Genomic DNA, 22,285 nt, shown 5'->3' with positions numbered 1-22,285 from the left:
GGTTTGGGGGGTCGAGTAAATCGTAGTCGCTTCGGTTAAAATCCCTGGAACCTAACCCCAAACTTATAGAATTTTTAAGAAAATCTCTGTAATCTTGGCGTTATTGACAAAGTTTTCTACTTGCAATCCTTCTCTATTTTTTGGCAAAAAAGTAAATCACAGCCCTGTATCGAGGCAATTTTTCCGCAGAGGCGATCGCCCTTTGCCGGGGTTGAAATTTAGGGGTAGCTTGGCTGAAAACCCTCGATAAATCTAGCTTTGTGCCGTCAAGTCCCCCGTCGCGACCCCAAATTTCAAGGGGAGGCAAACGAGAACGATCGCCCGTTAACGAAAATGATTTTTAATAAAAATCAAAGCTTACAAACTATTACAAAATTGCTTTTCTATGGCCCAGAGAATTAAACTGAATTCAGAAGAAATTAACCTTCAGTTAACCTAAGTTCAATTGACAAATCTTAGGGGGAAATCATGGCAGCAGCCCTCGCAGTCCATTTCAAGTCTCAACAAAAAGTCGCAAGGCAAAAAGGGTCACTCGCACTGGTCAAATCCATCGACCAAGCCCTTGACAATAGCGAAGCGCTGCACTCACCGATTTCCCCCGTTCAAACTCCGTCAACACGGACTGCGCGCCCGGGGATTCCCCATCAAGTGATTCACAGTATTCCCGGGCGGTTGCGGTTGCGGTTACCTCGCCTCGGTTGCGACGCTCATTACGTCTACCGATTGCAAATGTTGCTCGAAGCTGACGAGTACATCACCGAGGTCCGCATGAAACCCCAGGCGATGTCCGTCGCCCTCCACTATCACGGCGATCGCGTTTCCGTAGAGGAGATGCAGCAGCATTTGGGCAACTTGATCGACTTGGCGGCGACGGCGATCGTCCCGGCGCCGGGAGCTGACGGCGACGGGGAGGCGGAAAGCGCCTGGTCCGAACTGAAATTGCCCCTGGTCGCCAGCCTCCTCGCCTTGCTCGCCGGACCGATGGGGTTGCCGATTCCGACCCTAGCCGTGGTCGGGACGATCGCCGTCGGAAGTCTGCCCGTAGCGCAAAAAGCCCTCGAAAGTTTGTGGCAAGATAAGCGGATTAACATCGACTGTCTCGACTTGATGGCCCTGACCCTGACGACGTTACAGGGCAATCCGCTCACCCCTTCGACGATCTTGTTACTGCACAAACTCGGGGACCTGATCCGCGATCGCACCGCCCGCAGTACGACCCGCCACGCCTCGGAATTGATCGATTCCCTCGATCGCGTCGTCTGGGTAGAACGGGACGGGATGAAAGTGCAAATCGCCCTCGATCGCGTCCGTCCCGGGGATACAGTCATCGTCTATCCCGGCGAACAAATCCCGATCGACGGATCGATCCTCCGGGGTCAAGCCACGATCGACCAGCAAAAACTCACAGGCGAGTCGGTTCCCGTGCGGCGATCGGTCGGCGATCCGGTCTATGCCTCTACGTTGGTACGCGAAGGTCATTTGTATATCCTGACCGAGAAAACCGGTCTGGATACTCGCGCCGGACAAAGTATCACCCTCGTCCGAGAGGCTCCCGTCGGCGATACGCGCATGGAAAACTACGCGGCCCAACTGGCCGACAAAGCGATTTTGCCCGCCTTCGCGTTCTCGACCGGGGTCTTAGTCGTGACGGGAAGCATGGCGAGAGCCGCAGCAATTCTGACCCTCGATTTTATGACCGGGATTCGCGTTTCCGTGCCGACTACGGTACTGGCGTCGATGAGTGCGGCAGCACGGCGCGGCATCCTCATCCGAAGCGGGCGCAGTTTGGAACAACTGGCTCACGTAGATGCCGTGGTGTTTGACAAGACCGGGACGCTCACTCAGGGAGATGTCGTCGTCACTGGAGTGAGAACGATCCACGGTGCCGACCCACGACGGTTGTTAGCTTTCGCCGCCACTGCGGAACGACGCCTCACGCATCCGATCGCCTGTGCACTGCTCAATTACGCCCAAGAATGCGGGGTAGAGGCGTTAGAGCGCGATGGCTGGGATTATCAAGTCGGTCTCGGCGTGCGGGCTATAATTGAGGGAGAAGAGGTTCGCGTCGGCTGCGATCGCTTCATGGCGAAGGAACAGATCGACCTAGAACGGATCTATGAAGTGTATCCCGACTTGCGCGGATCGGCGGCGATTTACGTCGCCAGCAATGGTGAATTACTCGGGGCGATCGAATATACCGACCCCTTACGTCCCGAAACGAAAGGGACGATTCAAGCCTTGCAGGCGCAAGGGATCGACATTCACATTCTCACCGGAGATTGCCGCCAACGGGCCGTTACCGTTGCCTCACAATTGGGGATCGCCACGGAGAACATTCACGCCGACGCCTTCCCGGAACAAAAAGCTGCGGTGGTTCGCGAACTGCACGAATCGGGAAAAACGGTGGCGTTTGTCGGCGACGGGATTAATGACTCGGCAGCGTTGGCTTATGCGGATGTTTCCGTGTCCTTTGGCGAAGGATCCGAAGTGGCCCGGGAAACGGCGGACGTGGTGTTGATGGAAAACAATTTAGAGAGTCTGGTCAAGGCGATCGCCCTAGCCCAACAAACCCAGCAATTGATCGGTGAAAATACCCGACTTTCGGTGATTCCAAATGTGGCGGCTTTATTGTTAGCAACGACCGTAGGACTTCATCCGTTAGCGGCGGCGGTGGTCCATAACGGATCGGCGATCGCGGCTGGGGTCAACGGACTGCGCCCCTTACTTAAAGGTAGGGATAATTAAGCCGTAAAAAGAGGACTAATTTGAGGATAAAGACATGATGAAATGGGAATATGAATTCGGCGAAGAATTAGCGAGAACTTGTCCGTTTGGGCTTCGCTGTCCGGTGCCGGGGATGGGATGGATTTTATTAGGAACACTCGGCGCCCTCGTCGTCGCTCCGATCGCCATTCCCGCCGTCAAAAAAGCAGGTAAGGCGATCGCCAAAACGGCAGTTAAAGGCGGTATTGTCGCTTATGAAGGCAGTAAAGAACTGGTTTCCGAAGCCAAAGCCGAACTCGCCGCTTCTCGTCCGGAAGTTTGAAGGATTTAGAAGTTAGGGCGATCGATAAAACAGATGTAGGCAGGAGCAAACTCGATAAACTCCTGCCGAGGTTTTTAAGCTATTAAACATTTAAAATATAGTGTTTCTCGGATGTATGAGGTAGATAGATCGCCATGGATCTAGGAGTGCGAGCTTCCCTCCCCTCAAATTATCGCATCTTTGCGAGAATCACTGTACATGATTTAAGTCAATAATGTTCCTAAAACTATCATCTATAGCATTCCTAAATCAGTCGAGTCAGGGCGATCCACCTGAAACCCCTGGGAGTGGGAGCATCTTGCTCCCTACATAGGTTACAAATCATTTAGGATTGCTATAGTTGTTCCGATGTTGCAGGAAACACGATCGCTTCCTTACACCTGTGCATTTTAAAAGAGAAGCAGCTTATGACTTAAAAAGATCGAAGAATCATTAACTTTTAAGTTTAACCCGACCCTCAGCCAGAGCGATTAACCTATCTCGATTTAACAAGGTAATCGTCGAACCGTCGATCGCGATCGCCCCTTCGGCGACCAAACGGGCGAAAACCCGGGAAAGCGTTTCCGGAATCGTGCCTAAAAAAGCGGCTAATTGTCCTTTGGTAATATCCAACTCCATCGTAGCGCGATCGCCCGACGACTCATTTAAATAAAGTAAATACGCCGCCAACCGTTGCGGAACTTCTTTTAACGATAAACTCTCGATCGCGCGGCTAAAACGGCGCAGCTTTCGAGCAAAAACCGATAACAAATTCATCGCTAACGTCGGTCGATCTTGCATTAACTGAAAAAACGCAACCCTCGGAAAAAATAAAACGTGAGTTTGCTCCAACGTCGCCGACGAAGCCGGAAAAGCTTGGCCGTCAAAGGCGGGAACTTCGGCGAAATGCTCCCCGGTCGCAAAAATGCCTAAAATTTGTTCTTTGCCTTCCGCCGATTGTTTAAAAACCTTAACCCGACCTCGAATTAAAACAAAAAAGCCAATCCCACGATCGCCTTCCCAAAATAAAATCTCACCTTTGCGATACATTTTTTGAACCGCGATCGCCGCTAACGCTTCGATGTCTTCGAGAGGAAGACCCTCAAAAAGTTGGGTGGTCGCCAAAAATTGGACGAGTTCGGCAAGAGAAGATTCGGCGGGTTTCATCGGAAATTGAGAGAAAACAACCTGGAAAAAATCAGTTCTTGACTTAAGTCAAGGTCACGCCGCGATCGCGATTCTAGAGTGGGGATAAGCAGAGGAAAGCGAATCAGGAGACAAGCGTCATGTATTGTACCCAATGCGAACAAACCAGCCGAGGCGAAGGATGTTATCAGTGGGGCGCCTGTGGGAAAAGCCCCGAACTCGACGCCTTACAAGACTTATTAATTCATAGTTTACGCGGATTGGGACAGGTGGCGATCGCCGCCCGCGACTACGGTATCATCGATCGCGACGCCGACCGCTTCAGTTGCGAAACCCTATTCGCCACCTTAACGAACGTCAATTTCGACCCGCAAAGCTTCGTCAATTATATCGATCGCGCGATCGCCTTGAGAGACGGCTTAAAACAGCAGTTACAGGCGATCGCCCCCCAAGCGACGATTCCCGAAGGCGCCGCCACTTTCCAACCCGCCACCGGACTCGACGAGTTAATCCAACAAGGACGAGACCTCGAATACGAATTTATCTCCAAAGCGGCGATCGACGTCGATATCTTCTCCTTAAAATTAACCGTCCTCTACGGACTCAAAGGGATCGCCGCCTACGCCTACCACGCCCGAGAATTATCCCAAGAAGACGATCGCGTTTACGCCTTCTGTCACGAAGCCTTAGCCGCCCTCGACCGCAACGATCTAACCTTGGACGATTGGGTCGATCTCGCCCTCAAACTCGGCGAAATTAACCTGCGGACCATGGAACTCCTCGACGCGGGCAATACCGGAACCTACGGTCATCCCGTCCCCACCGCCGTTCCCCTCGGTCCGCGCGTCGGTAAAGCGATTTTAGTCTCCGGTCACGACCTCAAAGCCCTGGAACACTTGTTACAACAAACCGAAGCAACGGGCATCTCGATCTACACCCACGGCGAAATGCTGCCCGCCCACGGTTATCCCGGTTTGAAACAAAAATACCCGCACCTGTACGGTCACTACGGGACGGCGTGGCAGAATCAAACCAAAGAATTCGCCGCCTTTCCCGGTCCGATTCTGATGACCACCAACTGTTTGATGCCCCCTCACGAGAGTTATAAAAATCGAGTCTATACTCTCGGTCCGGTGGGGTGGCCCGACTTGCCTCATATCAAAAATGACGATTTCGCGGCGTTAATTGCGATCGCCCAAAATTTACCCGGCTTTACCGAAACGGGCGATTCCCGTCAAGTGATGACTGGATTTGCGCGCAATGCAGTCTTAAGCGTGGCGGGAGAAGTCGTCGAAGCAGTCAAACAAGGTAAAATCCGTCATTTCTTCCTCGTCGGCGGTTGCGACGGGGCCAAACCGACCCGCAATTACTACACGGAATTAGTCGAAAAAGTGCCGTCCGATTGCGTAGTTTTGACCTTAGCTTGCGGAAAATTCCGCTTTTTCGACAAAGACCTCGGCGAGATCGGCGGCATTCCGCGACTGATGGACGTGGGACAGTGTAACGATGCCTATTCGGCCCTGCAGATTGCCTTGGGATTGGCGAATGCCTTCGGGGTCGAGGTCAATCAGTTGCCGTTGTCGATGATTCTCTCGTGGTACGAACAAAAAGCGGTGGCGATTTTGCTGACCTTGTTATATCTCGGCATCGAAAATATCCGCTTGGGTCCGACGTTGCCCGCATTTATTTCGCCGAATGTGTTTGGGTTGTTATCGAAAAAATATGGCCTCAAAGCAATTTCGACGCCGGATGAAGATTTGGCCGCTTGTTTGGAATTGACGGTATAGGGAGGCAGAAGCCAGGAGTTAGAAAAGGGGCGGGCATCCTTGCCCGCTTTGCAATTTGTAATTAAAATTTGAGATCTAATCAATAAACTCTAAAACTTAAAATCTTAGATCTACAATCTAAAATCTACCCGAGTTCGAGAAATGTCTGAAATTCCCAAAATGTTCGACTCCGAAGGTCTCAAAGAATGGCAACAGGGGATCGAACAGGCCAATCGCAATAACATTTTCTGCCACTGTCGCCGTTGCGATGCCGAATGGGTGGATTCTTCAGAAGAGGCGGATTGTCCGGAGTGTGGCAGTTCGGATGTCGAGCATTTGTGCTGCTGGCAGTTTCCCGATGGTTGAGAGGGATTGGGTTTCGTGATTCTCAATCGGCAAGATCTCGATATCGCACATTTCAAACGGTTGCAAGTTCTCCCCAGCCCAGAAAAAGCCTGAGAAAATATTGATAGCCAGTCATCAACTAGAGTAAAGAACCGATTCTGTGGTTCGGTCACTTCTGAGGCGATCGCGCCAAGTAGGGGTCAGAAGTGCGCTGTTGACTGATTCTAGACAATTCAGGGGTTGTTATAAATTTCAGATGCTAGAACCTTGGCTGGAGCGTCGGGGGTGCGCTAGGATACGTTCTATTTCGATCGCGGGAGGAACCGCCCTGTTCCTCTGGACAATTTTTGGCGAAGGAATGACTCAACGCGCGATCGCATTGCCGTTCGTCCCGAACCCGCTCACTTCGGAACTGCTTCGGGTGCAAACGATCGCGCCGTCCTCCCAATGGCGGCGTCAAGCTCGCCTGTTAACCCGGGAGGGACACCAATACTTTGCCCGGGGCAACTACCAAAAAGCCTTAGAGTTGTGGCAAGAAGCGGAACGACTGTATCGCCAGTTGGGCGATCGTGACGGGATCGTAGGAAGCCAGATCAACCAAAGTGTAGTTTTCCAAACCCAAGGTCAATATCGTCGTGCTTGTAAAGTATTAGTTGGGATTCTCCCGATTGAGGGGGGCGATCTTTTGTGTGAAGCCCAAACAGAGGATGGGTTCGAGTTGGCTTGTACGGAGTCGCACTGCGGTCTTTCCACGGCAATCGAGAAGCTCGCCTTACAGAATTTGGGGGAAATCTTGCGCGAGATCGGCAAATTGAAAGCATCGGAAACGGTGTTGCAACAAGCCCTGAAACTGGCGAGATCGTGGAGCTCGGGTCGGGAGATCGCTATTATCGAACTGAGCTTGGCGAACACCCAACGAGCGCGATACAATCGCCAGCGCAGTTTTTACGACCGTACCGAACAATCCAGCGATCGCATCAAAGCGATCGAATTGGGTAAGGGAACCCTGGAGCGTTATCGCCGTATAGGACGAAGGGAGAATGAGTGGGAAAGTGCCAACGGCACCCGCTCTCAAGCGCTGTTCAATGCCTTGAGTTTGCTCGTCGAGATCGCCGAGTGGTTGAAGGAGGAAGGTGCCGGACAGGATGACAATGCGATCCTGACTCAGGAGTGGCGCCAGCTCGACGCTCAAATCGAACCGACCGTGGAGCAGTTAGTCGCCGATCCGTTATTATTTTCCGGCTTATCGGCGATTGAGGAAATCTACGCGCGGCTCAATTTTGCCCATACTTTAATGCAATGGGGCGATCGCCAATACAGTCGCGAGGCGATCGCCCAAATCGAGTTAGCTCTGGGCGCATCTCGCCAATTGAACCATACTCAGACCGAGATTTATGCCTCCGGTCTGATGGGGATGTTCTACCAGAAACACAGTAACTTGAATCTCGCCCGAGAATGGACCGAACGAGCGGTGGTACTGTCGGAAGCGATCGCCGCTCCAGAACTGAGCTATCGCTGGCAACAACAGTTAGGAAATATCGCCTACAGTCTCGGAGAAATTCCCATGGCGATCGCCGCTTACGAAATGGCAGTCGAACAAGTAGAGCAAGTTCGCCAAGATTTACTTTCCCTAGAAAGAGAAGTACAGTTTTCTTTTCAAGAAACCGTCCGAGATATTTATGAAGACTATATTTTTGTCCTTTTGAAATGGGAACCCTTTGAAGATCGACTCGCAACCGTGGCTCAACTCATCGATCGCTTCGGGTTGGCCGAATTAGAAAATTTTCTCGGTTGTGATTTATCGATCGAAAGTCAGCCCGACTCCGACCTCCAAGACAACCCTGCAGCCATTCTGTACGCGATCGTCTTAGAAAAGTACAATTCGATCGCGATCGTAGTCAAGGTTCCCGATGCTTCCGAACGGCAATTTTACTATTACTCAGTCCCATGGCAGGCGGTCAAACGACAAATTAAATCTTTAAATTTTTTTATAGAAGAGTATTCACTGAATCCTCGTATTAACCAAGAACAAATCGCTAAAGCCGCTCGCGAACTCTACCAACTTTTAATTCAACCCACTCGCGATCTCTTGCCCGATTCGGGAACTTTAGTGTTTGTTACTGACAGTTTGCTACAAACTATTCCGATGGCCATGTTGCAAGACGAACAAGGCCAATATTTAATTGAAAAATATAGCTTGGCGTTTAGTTTGCGATCGCAGCTCGACTCGAATCCGCCCCCAACTTCGTCCGAACCCCGGGGTTTATTGGCAGGAGTTAGAAACGGTCCGAGTTTTGGAACGAACTTCGACGAACTCCCGGCGGTAAAGAGAGAATTACAGGAAGTACAAGCAGAAATCGGCGACAGCAAGATTCTTTTGGACGAAGACTTTACCCGCGATGCTTTTGAAAAACAAATCAATCACGCCGATTTTTCGATCGTTCACATTGCCACTCACGGTGAATTCAGTTCGGATCCTCAAAAGACCTTTATTCTCGCCTTCGACGACCCGATTAACGTCCGTCAATTCGATCGCTTCGTCCGACGCCGGATCGAAAGTAGTCTTTTTCCGATCGATTTACTGGTCTTGAGTGCCTGTGAAACGGCGAAATCTGACCGTCGCGGCGGTTTGGGTCTAGCCGGGGTCGCGGTTCAAGCCGGGGCGCGCAGTACCTTAGCCAGTTTGTGGAAGGTCGCCGACGGTTCGACGGCGTTATTCATGCGCGAGTTTTACCGCCATTGGCGCCAGTCAAACCTCACGAAAGCGGAGGCGTTGCGTCAGACTCAACTAACGTTTTTACACGATCCCCAATATCGCGACCAAAACTATCATTTACCTTACTATTGGGCGGCATTTATTCTCGCGGGAGACTGGCATTGAGAGCGATCGTAACTGTGTAAAAAATTGGGAATTGTAGATTGTAGATTGTAGATTTTACATCTAAATCTGTTGGTTTTTTTTGAGGTCTTCAAGTAAGCCGACGATCTCGGAATCGTGGGGATGGTCTGCGATCCAGTTTTCGAGCATGACGATCGCGAGATCGAACAACTCGTGGCTAATATAAATGGCGTGGCGGTCGAGCAGTTGTTCGCGGGGGGAAAGGTCGAGACGGTCGAGTTGGGCGATCGCGCGATCGATCTGGCTGTGGGTTTTGCGGTCGAGCATTTTTAAGTAACTCCTCGATCTGACGATCCGGCGATCGCTGGTATTGCTAATCCCTTCGACCGTGGTGATATATTCATTGCCTGGGGTTAAAGGCTTGTCAAAAGGATATTGAAATTCGATCGGATCCCCCGTTGTCATGGCGGAGGGGGTGTAGCGGCTTTCTCGGTTCTGGTCGCTACCGCTTAAATCTTCTACTCTCAAGATATAGTAATCGACTCCCGCGATGTGCTTCCAGGAGAAGGTAGGGCGATCGTCGATCGAGGCCGTGTTGTACGGGCTGACAATTCTGGGACTGTCTTGTAGCTCTTCCGGGCTGCGCGGATCTTCAGGGGCGCAGCCGCGTTCCTCGTCGCAGACGAGAGCAACCGGGGGACACAGATCGCCACCGTGCCAAGTCTGACCTGCCGGAATCACGACGGTTTCGAGATTCTCAAAGCAAAGGGCGCTCAATTGACGACCGGGGGGAGTTTGGATGACGGTTTCGACGCATAGGGCAGTATTTTCGGCGGACATCAGGGAATTGTCGTTCGCTCTCAAGACCCGTCCGATTCGCTGACAGGAATCGGTCGTTAGGTTGCCCGCCAGGGACGGAGAATGCTCGATCGCTCTCAAGGGTTGGGCGATCTCGAAAAACTGAATCAGTCCGAAAAGGGTTTGGACGCACAAACCGAGGTAGCCAGTGAGTTTCATCGACTATTCTGCCTCCAGAGATGGGATGGATGGAAATAAGGAAAGCAAGTGGACGGTCGGTTAACGATCGCCTCGCGCCTGGTTCAGTCGTTGGCGGGCGAGGGTTTGCCAAGCGAGCAGGTCTAATTGAATGCGGGGGTTCTGCTTTAGGCAATTTTGCCAATACATGAGGGGGGGGTCGCGATCGCCTTGAGCTTCGAGAACTTGGGCGAGCAAACAGTAACTGTCGCTCCGTTCGGGGTTGGCGGCGATCGCCGCTCGCAGGTGCGATTCGGCGCGGGCGTAATCGTTTTCGATCCAGAACGCCCAACCTAGATTTTTATATAATGCCGCCCTAACTTTAGGACGGTCGGTTGCTTTTAACCCCCGTTCGCTCAAGGCGATCGCCGCTTCGGTATCCCCTTGTAAAATGTGCATCCGCGCTAAATCGCTCAAGGCGTGGGCGGTCACCGGATTGGGGGATTCGCTAGCAAGACGGTACAAGCGTTCGGCTTGCTCGAAGTTGCCGGAATCGTCGTAAAGTCCCCCCAAATTATACTGAGTGAATGGATTGTCTGGATTGAGATCCAAGGCTTTTTGATAGTTTTCTTGAGCGCAAGCCCAGTCAAATTCCTTAGCGCACAACAATCCTAAATTATTATAAATTTTCGGATCGGTAGGATGGAATTCAAGGGCTTGTTCGTAATAATGGCGGGCGCGTTCGTACTCTTTCTGTCGGTAGGCTTCGAGACCGCGATCGTAGTAATATTGCGCTTGGGTAGGGAAAGAGAACCGATACAAGAGCGCGAAGGCCAACAGTCCGAGAAGGCTATATTTCATCTGGGGCGATCGCAGCATCCCCAATATACTATGCAGCCACAAACCCCGACGGCTCAAGTAACGTCTGATACTGGCGGTATCTTGAGGGCGCTGGCGGGGCAACGGCGCCATCAACTCGTCAATAAAATCCGCGAGGGGTTTGGAAACCTGTTCGGCGCGATCGCGCCAAATCAGCCTCCCCGTTTTGGGATTGGAGGGTAAATCGACGGGGGATTGACCTGTAAGCAAGTGGACGAAGGTGCGCCCGAGGGCGAAAAAATCCGATTGAGGGAGGGCTTTCCCTTCGATTTGTTCCGGTGGGGTATAGCCGCCGGAAATGACGCTGGTCACGGCGAGTCCACCTTTGAGTTTCGCCAGGTAGGTATCGGTGACGTTGCGAACGGAACCGAAGTCGATCAACGCCAGTTGACCGTCCGGTTGCAAAATAATATTCGAGGGTTTGATATCGCGGTGAAAGCAGCCGTTCCCGTGCAGTAAATCTAAAATGGCGATGAGCTGTCTGAGCCAGTTGAGGGCGAGGCGTTGGGGGAGTTTGCCCCAACGCGCGGACCACTGCTCTAGGGTTTCGCCGTCGATTTTTTCCATGACCAAGCAGTACACCGGGCGCGTGCTGTCGGGGAGGGAGACGCTAAAGAAGCCGTCGAGTTCCACCCGAGGAATCCCCGGAGCCTGGATGGATTGTAAGGTCAGGGCTTCGCGCTCGAACATCTCGATCGCTTCCGGGCGCCGTTGTACCAGCACTTTCATTACTTTGGGGGTACCGCGATCGTCTACCTCGAACAGTTCCGTGGGGTAATGACCTTCGAGCGATCGCAATGGCTGGAGCAGGCGATAGCGTCCGCCCACGAGCAAATCGGTGCCGCATCCCTGACAGGATAGGGCAGCATCGGAATTTTGACGGTGTTGACAGGCTGGATTGATACAGTATTTCACATATTAAGGGAAATGGTTACAAAAGCATTTCACCGAAAAATTAGCTAGAGAAACGACACCATCGAGAAGGGGTTGAAAATATATAACTATTCTAACTTTTTAAAATAGTAGTAGCCACCGTGAGAGGCTAACCGTAGGGAGCGGCGAAAAGTAGGGGCGGCGGAGATGCGACGGTCGCGCGATCGTAAAGTATAGTCGGGGGCTTGGTGCGTCGCAGCATATGGGGGGAGAGTCGTAGGGGAGAGCGTCGAACGAGGAGGATTAGCACGGCGCTTTCGCGTGCGCGACTCCTCCTATCGCCGTCGGCTGGATCTTATAACCGGGTCGGTTCGATCGCGGCGCCCTCACTCTCGCTGACTTCCATTTCGGCGAGGTGGTATTTGATCGCATATTTGCGAATCACGGGTTGGAGGGTAAACAGGGGTTCGTGGGTTTCGTGATTTTTGGTTTTTTCGATCAGCGATCGCCCGCTTAGGGATTCCAACGGTTCGATTAAGTCGGAATGACTCAAGTTCGTGGTTTTCATTTGCAGGTGAATTTGTTCTAAAGAATGCGGATATTGATTCTGTGCTAAATAAAAAACAATTTTTTGTTCCAAGGGAGATAAACGCTCGAATTGTCGTTCGAGTACTTCGAGAAACAGGTCTTTAATCACCAAGGTTTTGTATTTTATAAAGCGATCCACGCTGCAACCAAACACTTCTTGAATCGTCGTGGCGACAATTTTTAAAGCGAGGGGATTGCCGCGATAATTATCGATTAACTCTTGCCAATGTTCCGGTTGTCCGCTCAGGTGTTTTTCCTGGAGCAATTGTCGGGCATCTTCGAGTTTGAGTCCGTCGAGTTTGAGCAAGCGCACCGGTTGATTCGGTCCGGCGAGTAAGGAGATTTCTCGCAGTTTTTCTTGAGAGAGAATCAGGAAGGTACTTTGATGGGGCGATTCTCCGACGCGTTGAAACAGTTGTCCGTAGACCTCGTAGCCGCTTTGGTAGCGTCCGAGACGGTCGCCAGGGCGTAAAATGGTTTCGACGTCGTCCAAGACGATTAAGCAGCGCCGCGATCGCAACCCTTCGATGACGAGGGTCATTTTGGTGGCGATCGCCGCAGGCGGATCGAAGGTTTCTGGATAGAAACGCAGCAACAGGTCGTCGAGTAAAGTTTCTGGGGTCGGTGCGTGGGAGAGCGATCGCCAAATGAGCGTGTCGAAGTTTCCCGCTTCGAGAACTTCTTTGACGGCGGCGATCGCCAAGCTGGTTTTACCGATGCCACCCAGTCCTAAAATGGAGATCGAGCGACAGCGATCGCCAACGATCCAGCGCTTTAGAGTGGCCAGTTCCGCCTCGCGTCCGTAAAAGCTACTCAGATCGGGCGCGTTGCCCCAATCCTGGGGAATGGCGCTCCCGAGGCGATCGCAGCAGCAACTTCCTAGTTCCGCTTCGCGGGCGATACAATGTTCTTGGTAGCGCTGCTGCAGGAGTTTTTGCAGTTTCGCCAGTTTGACCGGGCCGCGTCCTTGAATGTTAAATTTTTGGTAGATTTGACTCAGTCGCTGGCGGATCGCTTCCGGTCGGACGTGCAGTTGTTCGGCAATGGCACTAATTTCGTGACCTGTTACGGCTAAATTGAGGGCTTCCCATTCCGCATGAGATAAAGCGTGATGTTTGGCCTGTGCGTCGAGAAATTCCTGGTATTTGGAGTCGAGGGACATCATTGGATTCTCACGAAATCTCCGGTAAGTTTAGAAGCCCCGTGTCTTCAGACCGGGGAGGAAAAACGACACGGGCGGTTTTAATCGCCGTCCCCTCGTGGGGGGAACGAAAAGAGGTGCAGTTTTCGCTTGCTCCGGTGAGCCGGAGCCACCTAAAGTGCCCGGCGTCATAGCGCCTCGCCAATGTTATCGGTCGGTAGTTCCCAAACCGCACGGTCTTACCCCTCGGACGACGGTTTAACGGTTTGGTTCTAGAGCAGGGGACTGGCGACGTATTCCAAGGTAGGAACTTTAACGCTTACCGATAACGTAGCCCTTGAAGGGCTTAGGCTGGGTAGGGGCGTTTCGCGAAACGCCCCTACGAAAGGAGAGGGACGAAGCCCCGTCTCTTTAGAGCGGGGTGCTGACCCTAATCCTCTGTCGGTTAACTCTACATGCGATCGAGGGGACTTCTATATAATATTCCATCTTTACCATCAACCTGAACGATGTCTCATTCAAGTTAGCTAATTTATGTAAGATGTGGCAATTCGCCCTTCCTCAAGGCCGGGGGTGGCCCTAGGAGAGGGGCGATCGCGGCTCAATATTGTAACAGTTCCCCGATCTGCCTACAGTCACTCGACCCCATTTCACGGAATCGGGCCTTGCTCCCGTCGATCGCGCGGCGCCATCGACGGCCAAATAACGGCCAAATAACTAGGGCGCCGCCGAAAAAGGGCGATCGCCATCGATTAGTAATTGCCCTGGATGGAGGAGGTCGAAAATTGCGGGTCGATCGCCATCTAAACTTTACAAAAATCCAAGAAATCGGGGATGATTTCCGATCGAAAGGCGTTATATACTGACTTAAATAAGACTCGATCCGCTCGATCGAGATCGGTGATGGCGGTCAACGTTGAGCAAGACTTTATTCAAATGCCGATGAATTTAGCGGCGCGAGATCGGAACAATTGGGGATGGAAGCAATGAAGCCATCCCAATGGAGGTCTAAGGGGATGAGTTGGAGCAATCTGTACCAGGCGACGTTGTGTACGAGCGCGATCGTCCTGGCCACTCTATTTTTACCCGCATTGTCCCGCCACTCCCTTCAGATCCGGATCGAGATCCGTCCGATCGCCACAACCGAACAGCGCCTTTCTCCCCGCATCACCTTCGCTCCGGCGGGGCAATGCGAGATTGACCGTTCCCCGTTCCCGACTTCTCGGAGCGTAACATTGCCCGATCGCCGCGATCGCCTCTCGTTCGTCGAACAGACCACGATCTCCGAATCCCTGACCCCCGCCGTTGCCGATCGCCTGTCGGTCGCGGATCCCGCACGGGCGATCGCCGGACCTGGATTCGATCCGTTGCGCGTGCAAGCACGGGGCGGCGATCGAGCAGACCTGTTGCCCTCCCGTTAACCCAATCGGGACTCAGTGGCTAGGGAGTCGCGATCGCCGTCCAGGTGGCGCCGCGATCTCTCGATTGGAAGATACCATTGTCCTGGTTCGCGGCATAAAGGATTTGGGAATTTCCCGGCGCCTGCACCAAATGCACGACGATGCCTTCAATGCCTTCCCCGAAGGTTTCCCAAGTTTGACCGCCATTGTTACTGCGATACAGTCCCGGAGCCGAGTCGAGCAAGCGATAGCCGTAGAGGGTACTTTCCGTCCCGTCTTCGAGAACGGCGAGACCGACGATCGGCGCCGTGTCGGTGTTGGGGACTAACGCCCAGTTGCGACCGCTATTATTGCTTTGGTACAATCCCGCCCGGGTCGTAGCAAATACCCGATCCGGGCGAGCGGGATCCACGATTAAATTAAAGGGCATCTCTTCCAAGCCGATCGGTCGCAGTTCGGTCCAGGTTTGACCGCGATCGCGGGAAACGAAAAAGCCGACTTCTCCGGAGGTCGCCCATCCGTAAATCGTTTTCGGATCTGCCGGGGCGACGGCGATCGCGTGGAAATCTACTCCGGACATCGACTCGGTTTTCCAATCTTTACCGCGATTCTCGGTGACTCGAAATCCCAAATTCCCTCCGGTCGGCGGGTGTCCGCTCATATAAAAGCGGTCGCGATCGCCCGGATCCACGGCAAATCCCATATAATCCGAGCGATCGTCGCCGACCCAATACCACTGTCCGTCTTCGCTGCGTCGTACCAAGCCGTAATGAGTGGCAATGTAGAGAACTTCGGGATTGTCCGGATCGACGCCGAGGGCGTGAACGTGGTTGTCCTGCTGCCAGTTGGGGGCGCGGGTCAGTGCTGCGAGTTCGGCGGGCGATCGCGTCGGCGTCGCCGGGACCGAGGGAGAAGGCATCGGCGCCGGATAAAACGTCTGCAGTTCGGGACGTGGCGAACATCCCAGGGTAAGAGTTCCGGCGAACAGGGCGATCGCCGTCGAGCGGGCGATCCGAAAGAAACAAGAGTGGTTCATGGTTGATGCAGGTGCTGTTTGAGCCAGACTAAAAGACCGTAACCGCCGAATAGGAGACCCAAAACCGATTCTTTCCATCCCGGGTGTAAGTTCCCCTGTTCGGTCCGTGGTGAGTGAGGGCTGGCGACGGTGGCTGTCGGGTCTTGAGAGGGTTCGGATCCGTTCTGGGATGCGGGTTTAGGGGAGGTCGAGGGACTCGATTCACTTTCAGAGCGCTGGTGATATTTCGGGGCGTGGGCGATCGCCTCGGGGGACTGGATCGCGATCGCTCCCGAGGCGATCGTTGCTAGAGTCAGGGCAAGGATTGGAGACGGTTTGAATTCGGTGTTCACGAGATTGCGGTCGGTGCTTCCAAGATGGACAATAATGGAATTGGCGATCGCCCCGACGATGTCTTGAGTTCTATTCTGTCAAACAAGGATGAAATTGCGATGAAATCGCCGCCGTTTTGCGATCGCGGGGTAATTTCAATGTAAAGGTACTCCCTCGACCGATGGCGCTTTCCACGTCGATCGTCCCCTGGTGACTTTGAACGATCGCCCGCACGATCGCCAATCCCAATCCCGATCCTCCGGTATGGCGGGAGCGATCGTTGCGAACCCGGTAGAAGCGATCGAAAATGCGCCCTCGTTGTTCGGGAGGAATACCGATTCCCGTATCGACGACCCGGACGATCGCCCAGTGGGGGGTACTGTCTAGCTTCACGACGACTTCGCCCCCGGCGGGGGTATATTGAATCGCATTGGCGACCAAGTTGGACAGCACTCGATACAGTTGGGATTCGTGACCCCAGACGTCACAGGGGAGATCCCCGTTGAATTGGGCGCGCAATTGCACCTCGGCGGCGATCGCCAACGGGGCGAGTTCTTCGACCACGTCGGAGATCGAGTCGTCGAGGCTGCACCGTTGTCGTTTTTCCGGTGCTTGTTGGCGATCGAGTCGCGAGAGCAACAGTAAATCGGTCACTAAGGCGGACAGTCTCAGGTTTTGCCGTTCGACGCTGTTGAGGGTTTCGCGGGCGTCGTTTTCGTTCAAAACGGGCGATCGCAAGGTGGTTTCGACAGTGGCGCGAATGGCGGCGAGGGGCGTTCGCAGTTCGTGGGCCGCATCGGCGGTAAATTGTTGGATGTGGCGGTAGGAGTGGTAAATCGGTTGCATCGCCACTCCGGCGAGAATCCATCCGGCGACGACGGTAAAGCCGAGGGCGACGGGTAAACCGAGGATGAGGACGATGCGGACGGCCCGCAGGTAGTTGTCCCATTCTTCGAGCGATCGCCCCAATTGCAAGTATCCCCAATTTTGGCCGTCGCGGGTGTGCAGCATTTGTGAGAGTTGGTGATAGCGCCCCGTCGCGGTCGGATCGGCGATCGTCTGCCATCGGACCTGCGGTGGCGGGATCTGCAAGCCTTCCGGTAGCACTCCGGCGACGGCGATCGGTCTTCCTGACCGATCGAGCAGGCGCAAATAGTAGTGATTTTGGGTCAGGGATCCGAGAATCGGTTCTTTTCCGGGGGCGATCGCGCACGAAACCCCACTCAGGCACAGTTCCGGTAAAAATCTCAGGGCGTCGCTTTCTAGCTGTCCTGGAGTTTCTAATACCGTTTCTAAGGTGTCGTGCAAGGTTCCCGCGACCGATTCCAATTCGCGATCGAGGGTCATCCGATGGGCGTGGGCGATCGCCTCGTAAACCCCAAACCCGGACAAACTCAAGATGATTCCCATAACTCCGGCATACCAACACGCCAACCGCCAGCGCGTTTTTTGGAATAAGGGATGGGGATTCATAGGATTGTAGATTGTAGGGCGCTTGGTGGCTAAAAAAGTAGGGAAAATTCTTGCGCGGAAAACTTGATTTCATGCTATTATTTTAGATAATGGAGATATAACTAAATTTAATTTTTTTGTCAAGATCCCGATTATAATATAAAATTTTACCAGAAGCGACGGTCAAAAACAAGAGCCAAAACCAAAAAAATCGCGACAAAATCGTATTTTTTACAAAAATTAACACGATCGTCAACCATTAGCAGCGATCGGAATTGAAGCGATACCCCAATCCATAAACCGTCTCAATAAACTCCGGATATTGACATTGAGATAACTTGCGACGTAACAAGCGAATTTGAGCGGCGACCACATTACTTTCCGGTTCTGCACCGACCTCCCACAGTTGGGATAAAATGCGATCGCGATCGAGAATTTGGTTGGGATGGCGCATAAAATATTCCAATAACTGAAACTCCTTATTCGTTAACGAAATTTCGCGATCTTTTCCCGAACTTTCCCGATAAAATAACGATTTTTTGGTGTAATCCAACCTTAGATTTCCCACTTGTAAAGGTTGGACTTGCAATTGAGGCGATCGTCGCTGCAGCGCCCGCAACCGCGCCAATAGCTCCGCCATCCCAAATGGCTTGACTAAATAATCATCCGCGCCAGCATCCAACCCTTCCACCTTATCCGCTTCCGTATCTTTCGCCGTCAACATCAGCACGGGTAACGGACTATTTTGGCGACGCAATCGCTTGCACAATTCCAAACCAGATAAACCCGGTAACAACCAATCAACAATAGCCAGAGTATATTGCGTCCAATCCGTTTCTAAATAGCTCCAGGCTTCGCATCCATCTTGCAACCAATCGACAACATAAGCCTCCTGAGTTAAAGTGCGTTTAATCGCAGATCCGAGATCGGGTTCATCTTCAACTAACAGTAGTTTCATATAACAGCAAGAAAGAAACATACAAAAATCATAAGCATTAAACCTGTGGTGCAGACATCTTGCAAGTTTTCTCAACTAAAAAACGAGTATTCCGTCTAATTTTTATCATTTTACTCCTTCGATTTAAGCTATCATTACCATAAAAAATTCACCCACCTACCTCGCATTTATCTAGGGGAAAATCGGGTTAAAATTTCATCTCTCTAGGGTTACAACGATGGTTGATAATTGCTCTTTATTTGATTGAATTAACTTCGACGCGGTGGAATTTGCAACCACATCAATACCCCAGTCATCACTAAAGTTAATAAACCCAGCCCATTAAGAAAAGGGTAAATCATTTGTAAATCAATTCTGCCAAATTTACCGCGATGGAGATCGAGTAACCAGAGAAATTCGCTACTTTTATCATTAAGTGCGGCAAATTGAAAAGCAAATCCGGTAATTAAAGTCAGGAGAAGAGGAAAAACCATGATGGGGGCTAGAGTACGATGCAATTGACGCAATCTAGCTTTATTAATCAACACGATATCACCAAAGCAACTGCAATAAATCTGCTGAGCGAGTATATCTCAGAAGCATACCTCAGAAACTGAGGACAATAAATGCAGTGAGTTAAAAAATTGTTACAATCTTCGAGTCAGAACCTCTGACCGACAAGATTGGCAATCTGTCATTCCTATCCCAACAGAAATGACAGATTGGAGGAGATAAAGAAGGACTTTAAGAACGGCGATAAAATACTTGACTTTGCTTTAAAACGACTGTTGAAATCCTGCAGTTATGCGTAAATCAGGAGATTCTTCGCCGAGTCCGACTCCCGCGCCAATGGCTAAAACATTGAGGGGAGAGAGTTGGTGACGAACGCCGAGTTCGATTAAGTATATTTCGGCATCTTCCTCTTTTTCCTGCTCGAAAACAATATCCGAAACTAAAATAGTTTCCGACCCCAACCGACGACTGTATCCTAATGCAACCGAAAGAGCATTTTGCCGCTCGTTATCTTGCTGTTCGCTATTATAAGTCCAACCAAGATTTAAGTGCAGGCGATCGAGATTGTTGCCAGTTCCAATACTTTTTGTGACTAATAATTTTAAAGTTGGATCGATACCTTCACTATCGGAACCTGTAGGGAAATCGGCACTTGCGGAAAGGGCGATCGCCGGAGTGCTTAACGTCTCCGTATTAAAGTTATAAAAAACTTCTGCAGAGATATCGCCAATATCATTTTCTTCCGATCCGAGGACGACAGGAACTGATAGTTTTGCCTGCCAGTTGCGAGCAAAACCCCATTCTAAACGAGGATCGAGGGTAAAAATATCTTCACCTTCAACGCGATCGTAATGGAACACTCCTTGAAATTCAAAGCCACCAAAACCGAGGGGATACGCATCTTCGACTTCGGCGGGAAGTCCTTCCTCTAAGTTAAGATGGTCGGCAGCGATCGCCCCTTTTGAGATTCCCAATCCTGCGATTACTCCCGTTAAAATAGCCAGCACGGAAGGCGCGATCGGCCACAACCGAGATTTCATGCTTTTCACTGTTTTAAATAACTCCCCAAATCCGAATTTATAGCCAATTTACAGGAAAGATATTTCAAGCAATTACTCTCTACGAGATAACTCGGAGGGAGACGGATCGCGTTCCATATCAATTCCCTCAATATCCGCTAAATCTCCGTATTTCTGACGCCATCCTTCTAGCATCATTTCTACCATCTTCGGATTGGACTCTCCCGCCTTCATCGAATGAGAAGACATCTCCATCCCTGGCATCATCGCGTGCATTGCATCTGCAAACGATCCGGGAATTTCGCCCTCTTGAATTCCGGGAGTTAACTTAAGTTTTAATTGCGTCCGTAATTGCTCGTGCATCTCCTGCATTTCTGCGGACATTGTCATCTCGGAAAGATTAGAGTTAGCCTGACGATCGCGATCGTCATCTTGATGATGATTCTCATCATTCCCATGACCGCGATGACCGTCATGGTTGTCATGATTTTCACCCTCTTCATCGTGGGAATCATGAGGTTGCGACGTTTCCCTATTGGCGTGAGTCTGGTGTCCGTGTACGCCAGAAGAATTCGCCATCATCGGCATCATTTCATCGAGCATTTCTAACATCATCTGACTCATCGCGCCTTCGGGACTTTTCACCCACTGGTCATAAACTAACGGGTTAATTTCTGGCTTGGGTGTCGTAAATTTACGCACCAATTTTTCATCTCCGGGCTGATAACTCATTGCATCGAGAACGCGATAGAGTTCGGCGCGTTTTTCTTCCACAGTCCATCCGTCATAGGCGAAAATATCGTATGTAATCCCGTGCAGCATGTGCAGGTTATCGAAAATGTTCGCCGTTTCCGGAGAGAGGCGACTGTAACGCGGCATTCCTTCGCGGGATAAAATCATCCTCAATGGCGGGTCGGGGACGACTTGCGCTTGAAATAAGTCTTCCATCCGTTGCATCGTGGCGTCCTGTTCGCTGTCGTTCCCACTGACCATCATCGATTCGTAAACGGCGGGGTGCCACCAGTGTGCTGCATAGAAAAAGTTATTCGATTGGGGATAGTAGTTGCGCGTGAGGCTGAAGTAGGGCTTCATCATCACGGCGGCGCGGCGCATGGTGACATCTAGGGGCGCGGGACTGAGGGCGATGTCGGAATAGGTGGATTTGTAGTATTCGTAGGCTTCGTAGAGGGCTTTTCCTTTCTGGTTCCAAGGAATATCCGCATCGGACATAATATCCTCGGTCATCTCGTGGAGGAGGTGAATCGAATCGATAGTGAGAAATAACCGCCAAGTTGCACGGGCGCTGTAGGGGGCGTACAGTTCCATGGAGGGTTCGATACGCGGCGGATTGTTGTAAAAATCGATAATTTCGGCGTAGAGTTTGGCGTCTTCGGCGCTGTGATTTTTGAAGGGAGTGAGTAATAAAACGTCGTGCAGTTTGCTGTGGGCGAAGTGCAGCGCCCCGGCGACACGATAGCTACGGTTGTGGCGGTTGTAGAAGGCGAGGCGGTAGGGGGTGCGCGGGTGGGAAACGAGGTTGCGTCGTTCGGCGATCGCGCGGCTACCTAAGCTTAAGGCTAACACGGTACTGAGGGCGATCGCACCCCATCGACGCCATGAAGTTCGAGGTTTCATCGGTTTGTTGTCGGGAGTAAGGTATCGAGGAACTTTGGCAAGTTGTTCTTACTCTGACAAATAAATATGAAATGGAGATGAAATGGGTTTTCAATGAAGTGGGCGGATTGAAAATCGACTCAAGTTAAGTTTTAAATGATGGGAATCACTTCATTTAATTTGATTGAATATAGGTTTGGGTAAATGCTCTTTTAAAGTATTTACCGTTCGCAAATTAATCGAGCAAGTTAAAAGATCTGCTCAGTAGTGTTGCACGCGCAACCGAGCGAACAAACTTGCATCTATGGAAACATCAACTAACCAATCGAGATCGCTATCCAGTCGAGGGCGATCGCTAAAGTCGTCCATTGCTCCTATTCCTGACTTCCCCGGTCTGTTCCTACAATAGGATTGGTTTCATCCGA

Annotated in this window: 17 protein-coding genes; 6 read left to right on the top strand and 11 right to left on the bottom strand. The window is 51.6% G+C overall.

The annotated features are described in order from the left end of the window. Window positions 1-468 precede the first annotated feature (468 nt). The gene (locus tag HCG48_RS23620; RefSeq protein WP_246259732.1) at window positions 469-2,745 is read left to right on the top strand and encodes a heavy metal translocating P-type ATPase; all 2,277 of its coding nucleotides are present in this window, start codon (window positions 469-471) and stop codon (window positions 2,743-2,745) included. Window positions 2,746-2,779: 34 nt separating this feature from the next. Further along, a complete protein-coding gene (locus HCG48_RS23615) occupies window positions 2,780-3,046 on the top strand; it encodes a hypothetical protein (protein WP_246259730.1) in 267 nt (88 codons plus the stop codon). Between the two features lie 432 nt (window positions 3,047-3,478). Here HCG48_RS23615 and HCG48_RS23610 read toward each other — a convergent pair whose 3' ends face one another. Beyond that, window positions 3,479-4,192, bottom strand: coding sequence for a Crp/Fnr family transcriptional regulator (locus tag HCG48_RS23610; protein ID WP_168571363.1), 714 nt, complete (start codon window positions 4,190-4,192; stop codon window positions 3,479-3,481). Between the two features lie 119 nt (window positions 4,193-4,311). On the opposite strand from HCG48_RS23610, the gene hcp reads away from it, so the two are divergent. The 3 genes from hcp (at window position 4,312) to HCG48_RS23595 (ending at window position 9,163) form a co-directional block, all read left to right on the top strand. Further along, window positions 4,312-5,958, top strand: a complete 1,647-nt coding sequence (gene hcp / locus HCG48_RS23605) for a hydroxylamine reductase (protein WP_168571362.1) — start codon at window positions 4,312-4,314, stop codon at window positions 5,956-5,958. A gap of 141 nt (window positions 5,959-6,099) precedes the next feature. Continuing rightward, window positions 6,100-6,303, top strand: a complete 204-nt coding sequence (locus HCG48_RS23600) for a hypothetical protein (RefSeq protein ID WP_168571361.1) — start codon at window positions 6,100-6,102, stop codon at window positions 6,301-6,303. 235 nt (window positions 6,304-6,538) lie between these two features. Continuing rightward, window positions 6,539-9,163 (top strand): CHAT domain-containing protein, encoded by a 2,625-nt coding sequence (locus HCG48_RS23595; protein ID WP_168571360.1) that lies wholly within the window; start codon window positions 6,539-6,541, stop codon window positions 9,161-9,163. A gap of 60 nt (window positions 9,164-9,223) precedes the next feature. Here HCG48_RS23595 and HCG48_RS23590 read toward each other — a convergent pair whose 3' ends face one another. The 3 genes from HCG48_RS23590 to HCG48_RS23580 all read right to left on the bottom strand — a co-directional run bounded on the left by HCG48_RS23590 (window position 9,224) and on the right by HCG48_RS23580 (window position 13,601). Then, window positions 9,224-10,138 carry a hypothetical protein gene (locus HCG48_RS23590; RefSeq protein WP_168571359.1) on the bottom strand — a complete coding sequence of 305 codons (915 nt, stop codon included), beginning with the start codon at window positions 10,136-10,138 and terminating at the stop codon, window positions 9,224-9,226. 60 nt (window positions 10,139-10,198) lie between these two features. Beyond that, a complete protein-coding gene (locus HCG48_RS23585) occupies window positions 10,199-11,890 on the bottom strand; it encodes a serine/threonine-protein kinase (RefSeq protein ID WP_168571358.1) in 1,692 nt (563 codons plus the stop codon). A 313-nt stretch (window positions 11,891-12,203) separates the two neighbouring features. Beyond that, entirely contained in the window at window positions 12,204-13,601 is a 1,398-nt protein-coding gene (locus HCG48_RS23580) for an NB-ARC domain-containing protein (protein ID WP_168571357.1), read from the bottom strand. A 992-nt stretch (window positions 13,602-14,593) separates the two neighbouring features. Here HCG48_RS23580 and HCG48_RS23575 point away from each other — a divergent pair. Further along, on the top strand, window positions 14,594-14,998 hold the full coding sequence (locus HCG48_RS23575) for a hypothetical protein (protein WP_168571356.1): 405 nt from the start codon (window positions 14,594-14,596) through the stop codon (window positions 14,996-14,998). Window positions 14,999-15,017: 19 nt separating this feature from the next. Here HCG48_RS23575 and HCG48_RS23570 read toward each other — a convergent pair whose 3' ends face one another. From HCG48_RS23570 to HCG48_RS23540, 7 genes are all read right to left on the bottom strand, one after another. Continuing rightward, complete coding sequence (locus HCG48_RS23570) at window positions 15,018-16,013, bottom strand: F510_1955 family glycosylhydrolase (protein WP_168571355.1); 996 nt, start codon at window positions 16,011-16,013, stop codon at window positions 15,018-15,020. Next, window positions 16,010-16,345 carry a hypothetical protein gene (locus HCG48_RS23565; RefSeq protein ID WP_168571354.1) on the bottom strand — a complete coding sequence of 112 codons (336 nt, stop codon included), beginning with the start codon at window positions 16,343-16,345 and terminating at the stop codon, window positions 16,010-16,012. The genes HCG48_RS23570 and HCG48_RS23565 overlap by 4 nt, the downstream gene beginning before the upstream one ends. A gap of 70 nt (window positions 16,346-16,415) precedes the next feature. Beyond that, window positions 16,416-17,798, bottom strand: a complete 1,383-nt coding sequence (gene rppB / locus HCG48_RS23560; protein ID WP_168571353.1) for a two-component system sensor histidine kinase RppB — start codon at window positions 17,796-17,798, stop codon at window positions 16,416-16,418. Between the two features lie 238 nt (window positions 17,799-18,036). After that, window positions 18,037-18,735, bottom strand: a complete 699-nt coding sequence (gene rppA, locus HCG48_RS23555) for a two-component system response regulator RppA (RefSeq protein ID WP_168571352.1) — start codon at window positions 18,733-18,735, stop codon at window positions 18,037-18,039. Window positions 18,736-18,983: 248 nt separating this feature from the next. Continuing rightward, window positions 18,984-19,208: a PepSY domain-containing protein gene (locus tag HCG48_RS23550; RefSeq protein WP_246259728.1), complete on the bottom strand. Its 225-nt coding sequence runs from the start codon at window positions 19,206-19,208 to the stop codon at window positions 18,984-18,986. Between the two features lie 282 nt (window positions 19,209-19,490). Then, entirely contained in the window at window positions 19,491-20,267 is a 777-nt protein-coding gene (locus HCG48_RS23545) for a transporter (RefSeq protein WP_246260177.1), read from the bottom strand. Window positions 20,268-20,339: 72 nt separating this feature from the next. Then, entirely contained in the window at window positions 20,340-21,881 is a 1,542-nt protein-coding gene (locus HCG48_RS23540) for a hypothetical protein (RefSeq protein WP_168571349.1), read from the bottom strand. Between the last annotated feature and the right edge of the window lie 404 nt (window positions 21,882-22,285).

This window comes from Oxynema aestuarii AP17 (assembly GCF_012295525.1).
Taxonomy (GTDB): Bacteria; Cyanobacteriota; Cyanobacteriia; order Cyanobacteriales; family Laspinemataceae; genus Oxynema; species Oxynema aestuarii.
Note: the sequence above shows the minus strand (reverse complement) of the source record. Positions and strands in the feature narration are given on the sequence as shown.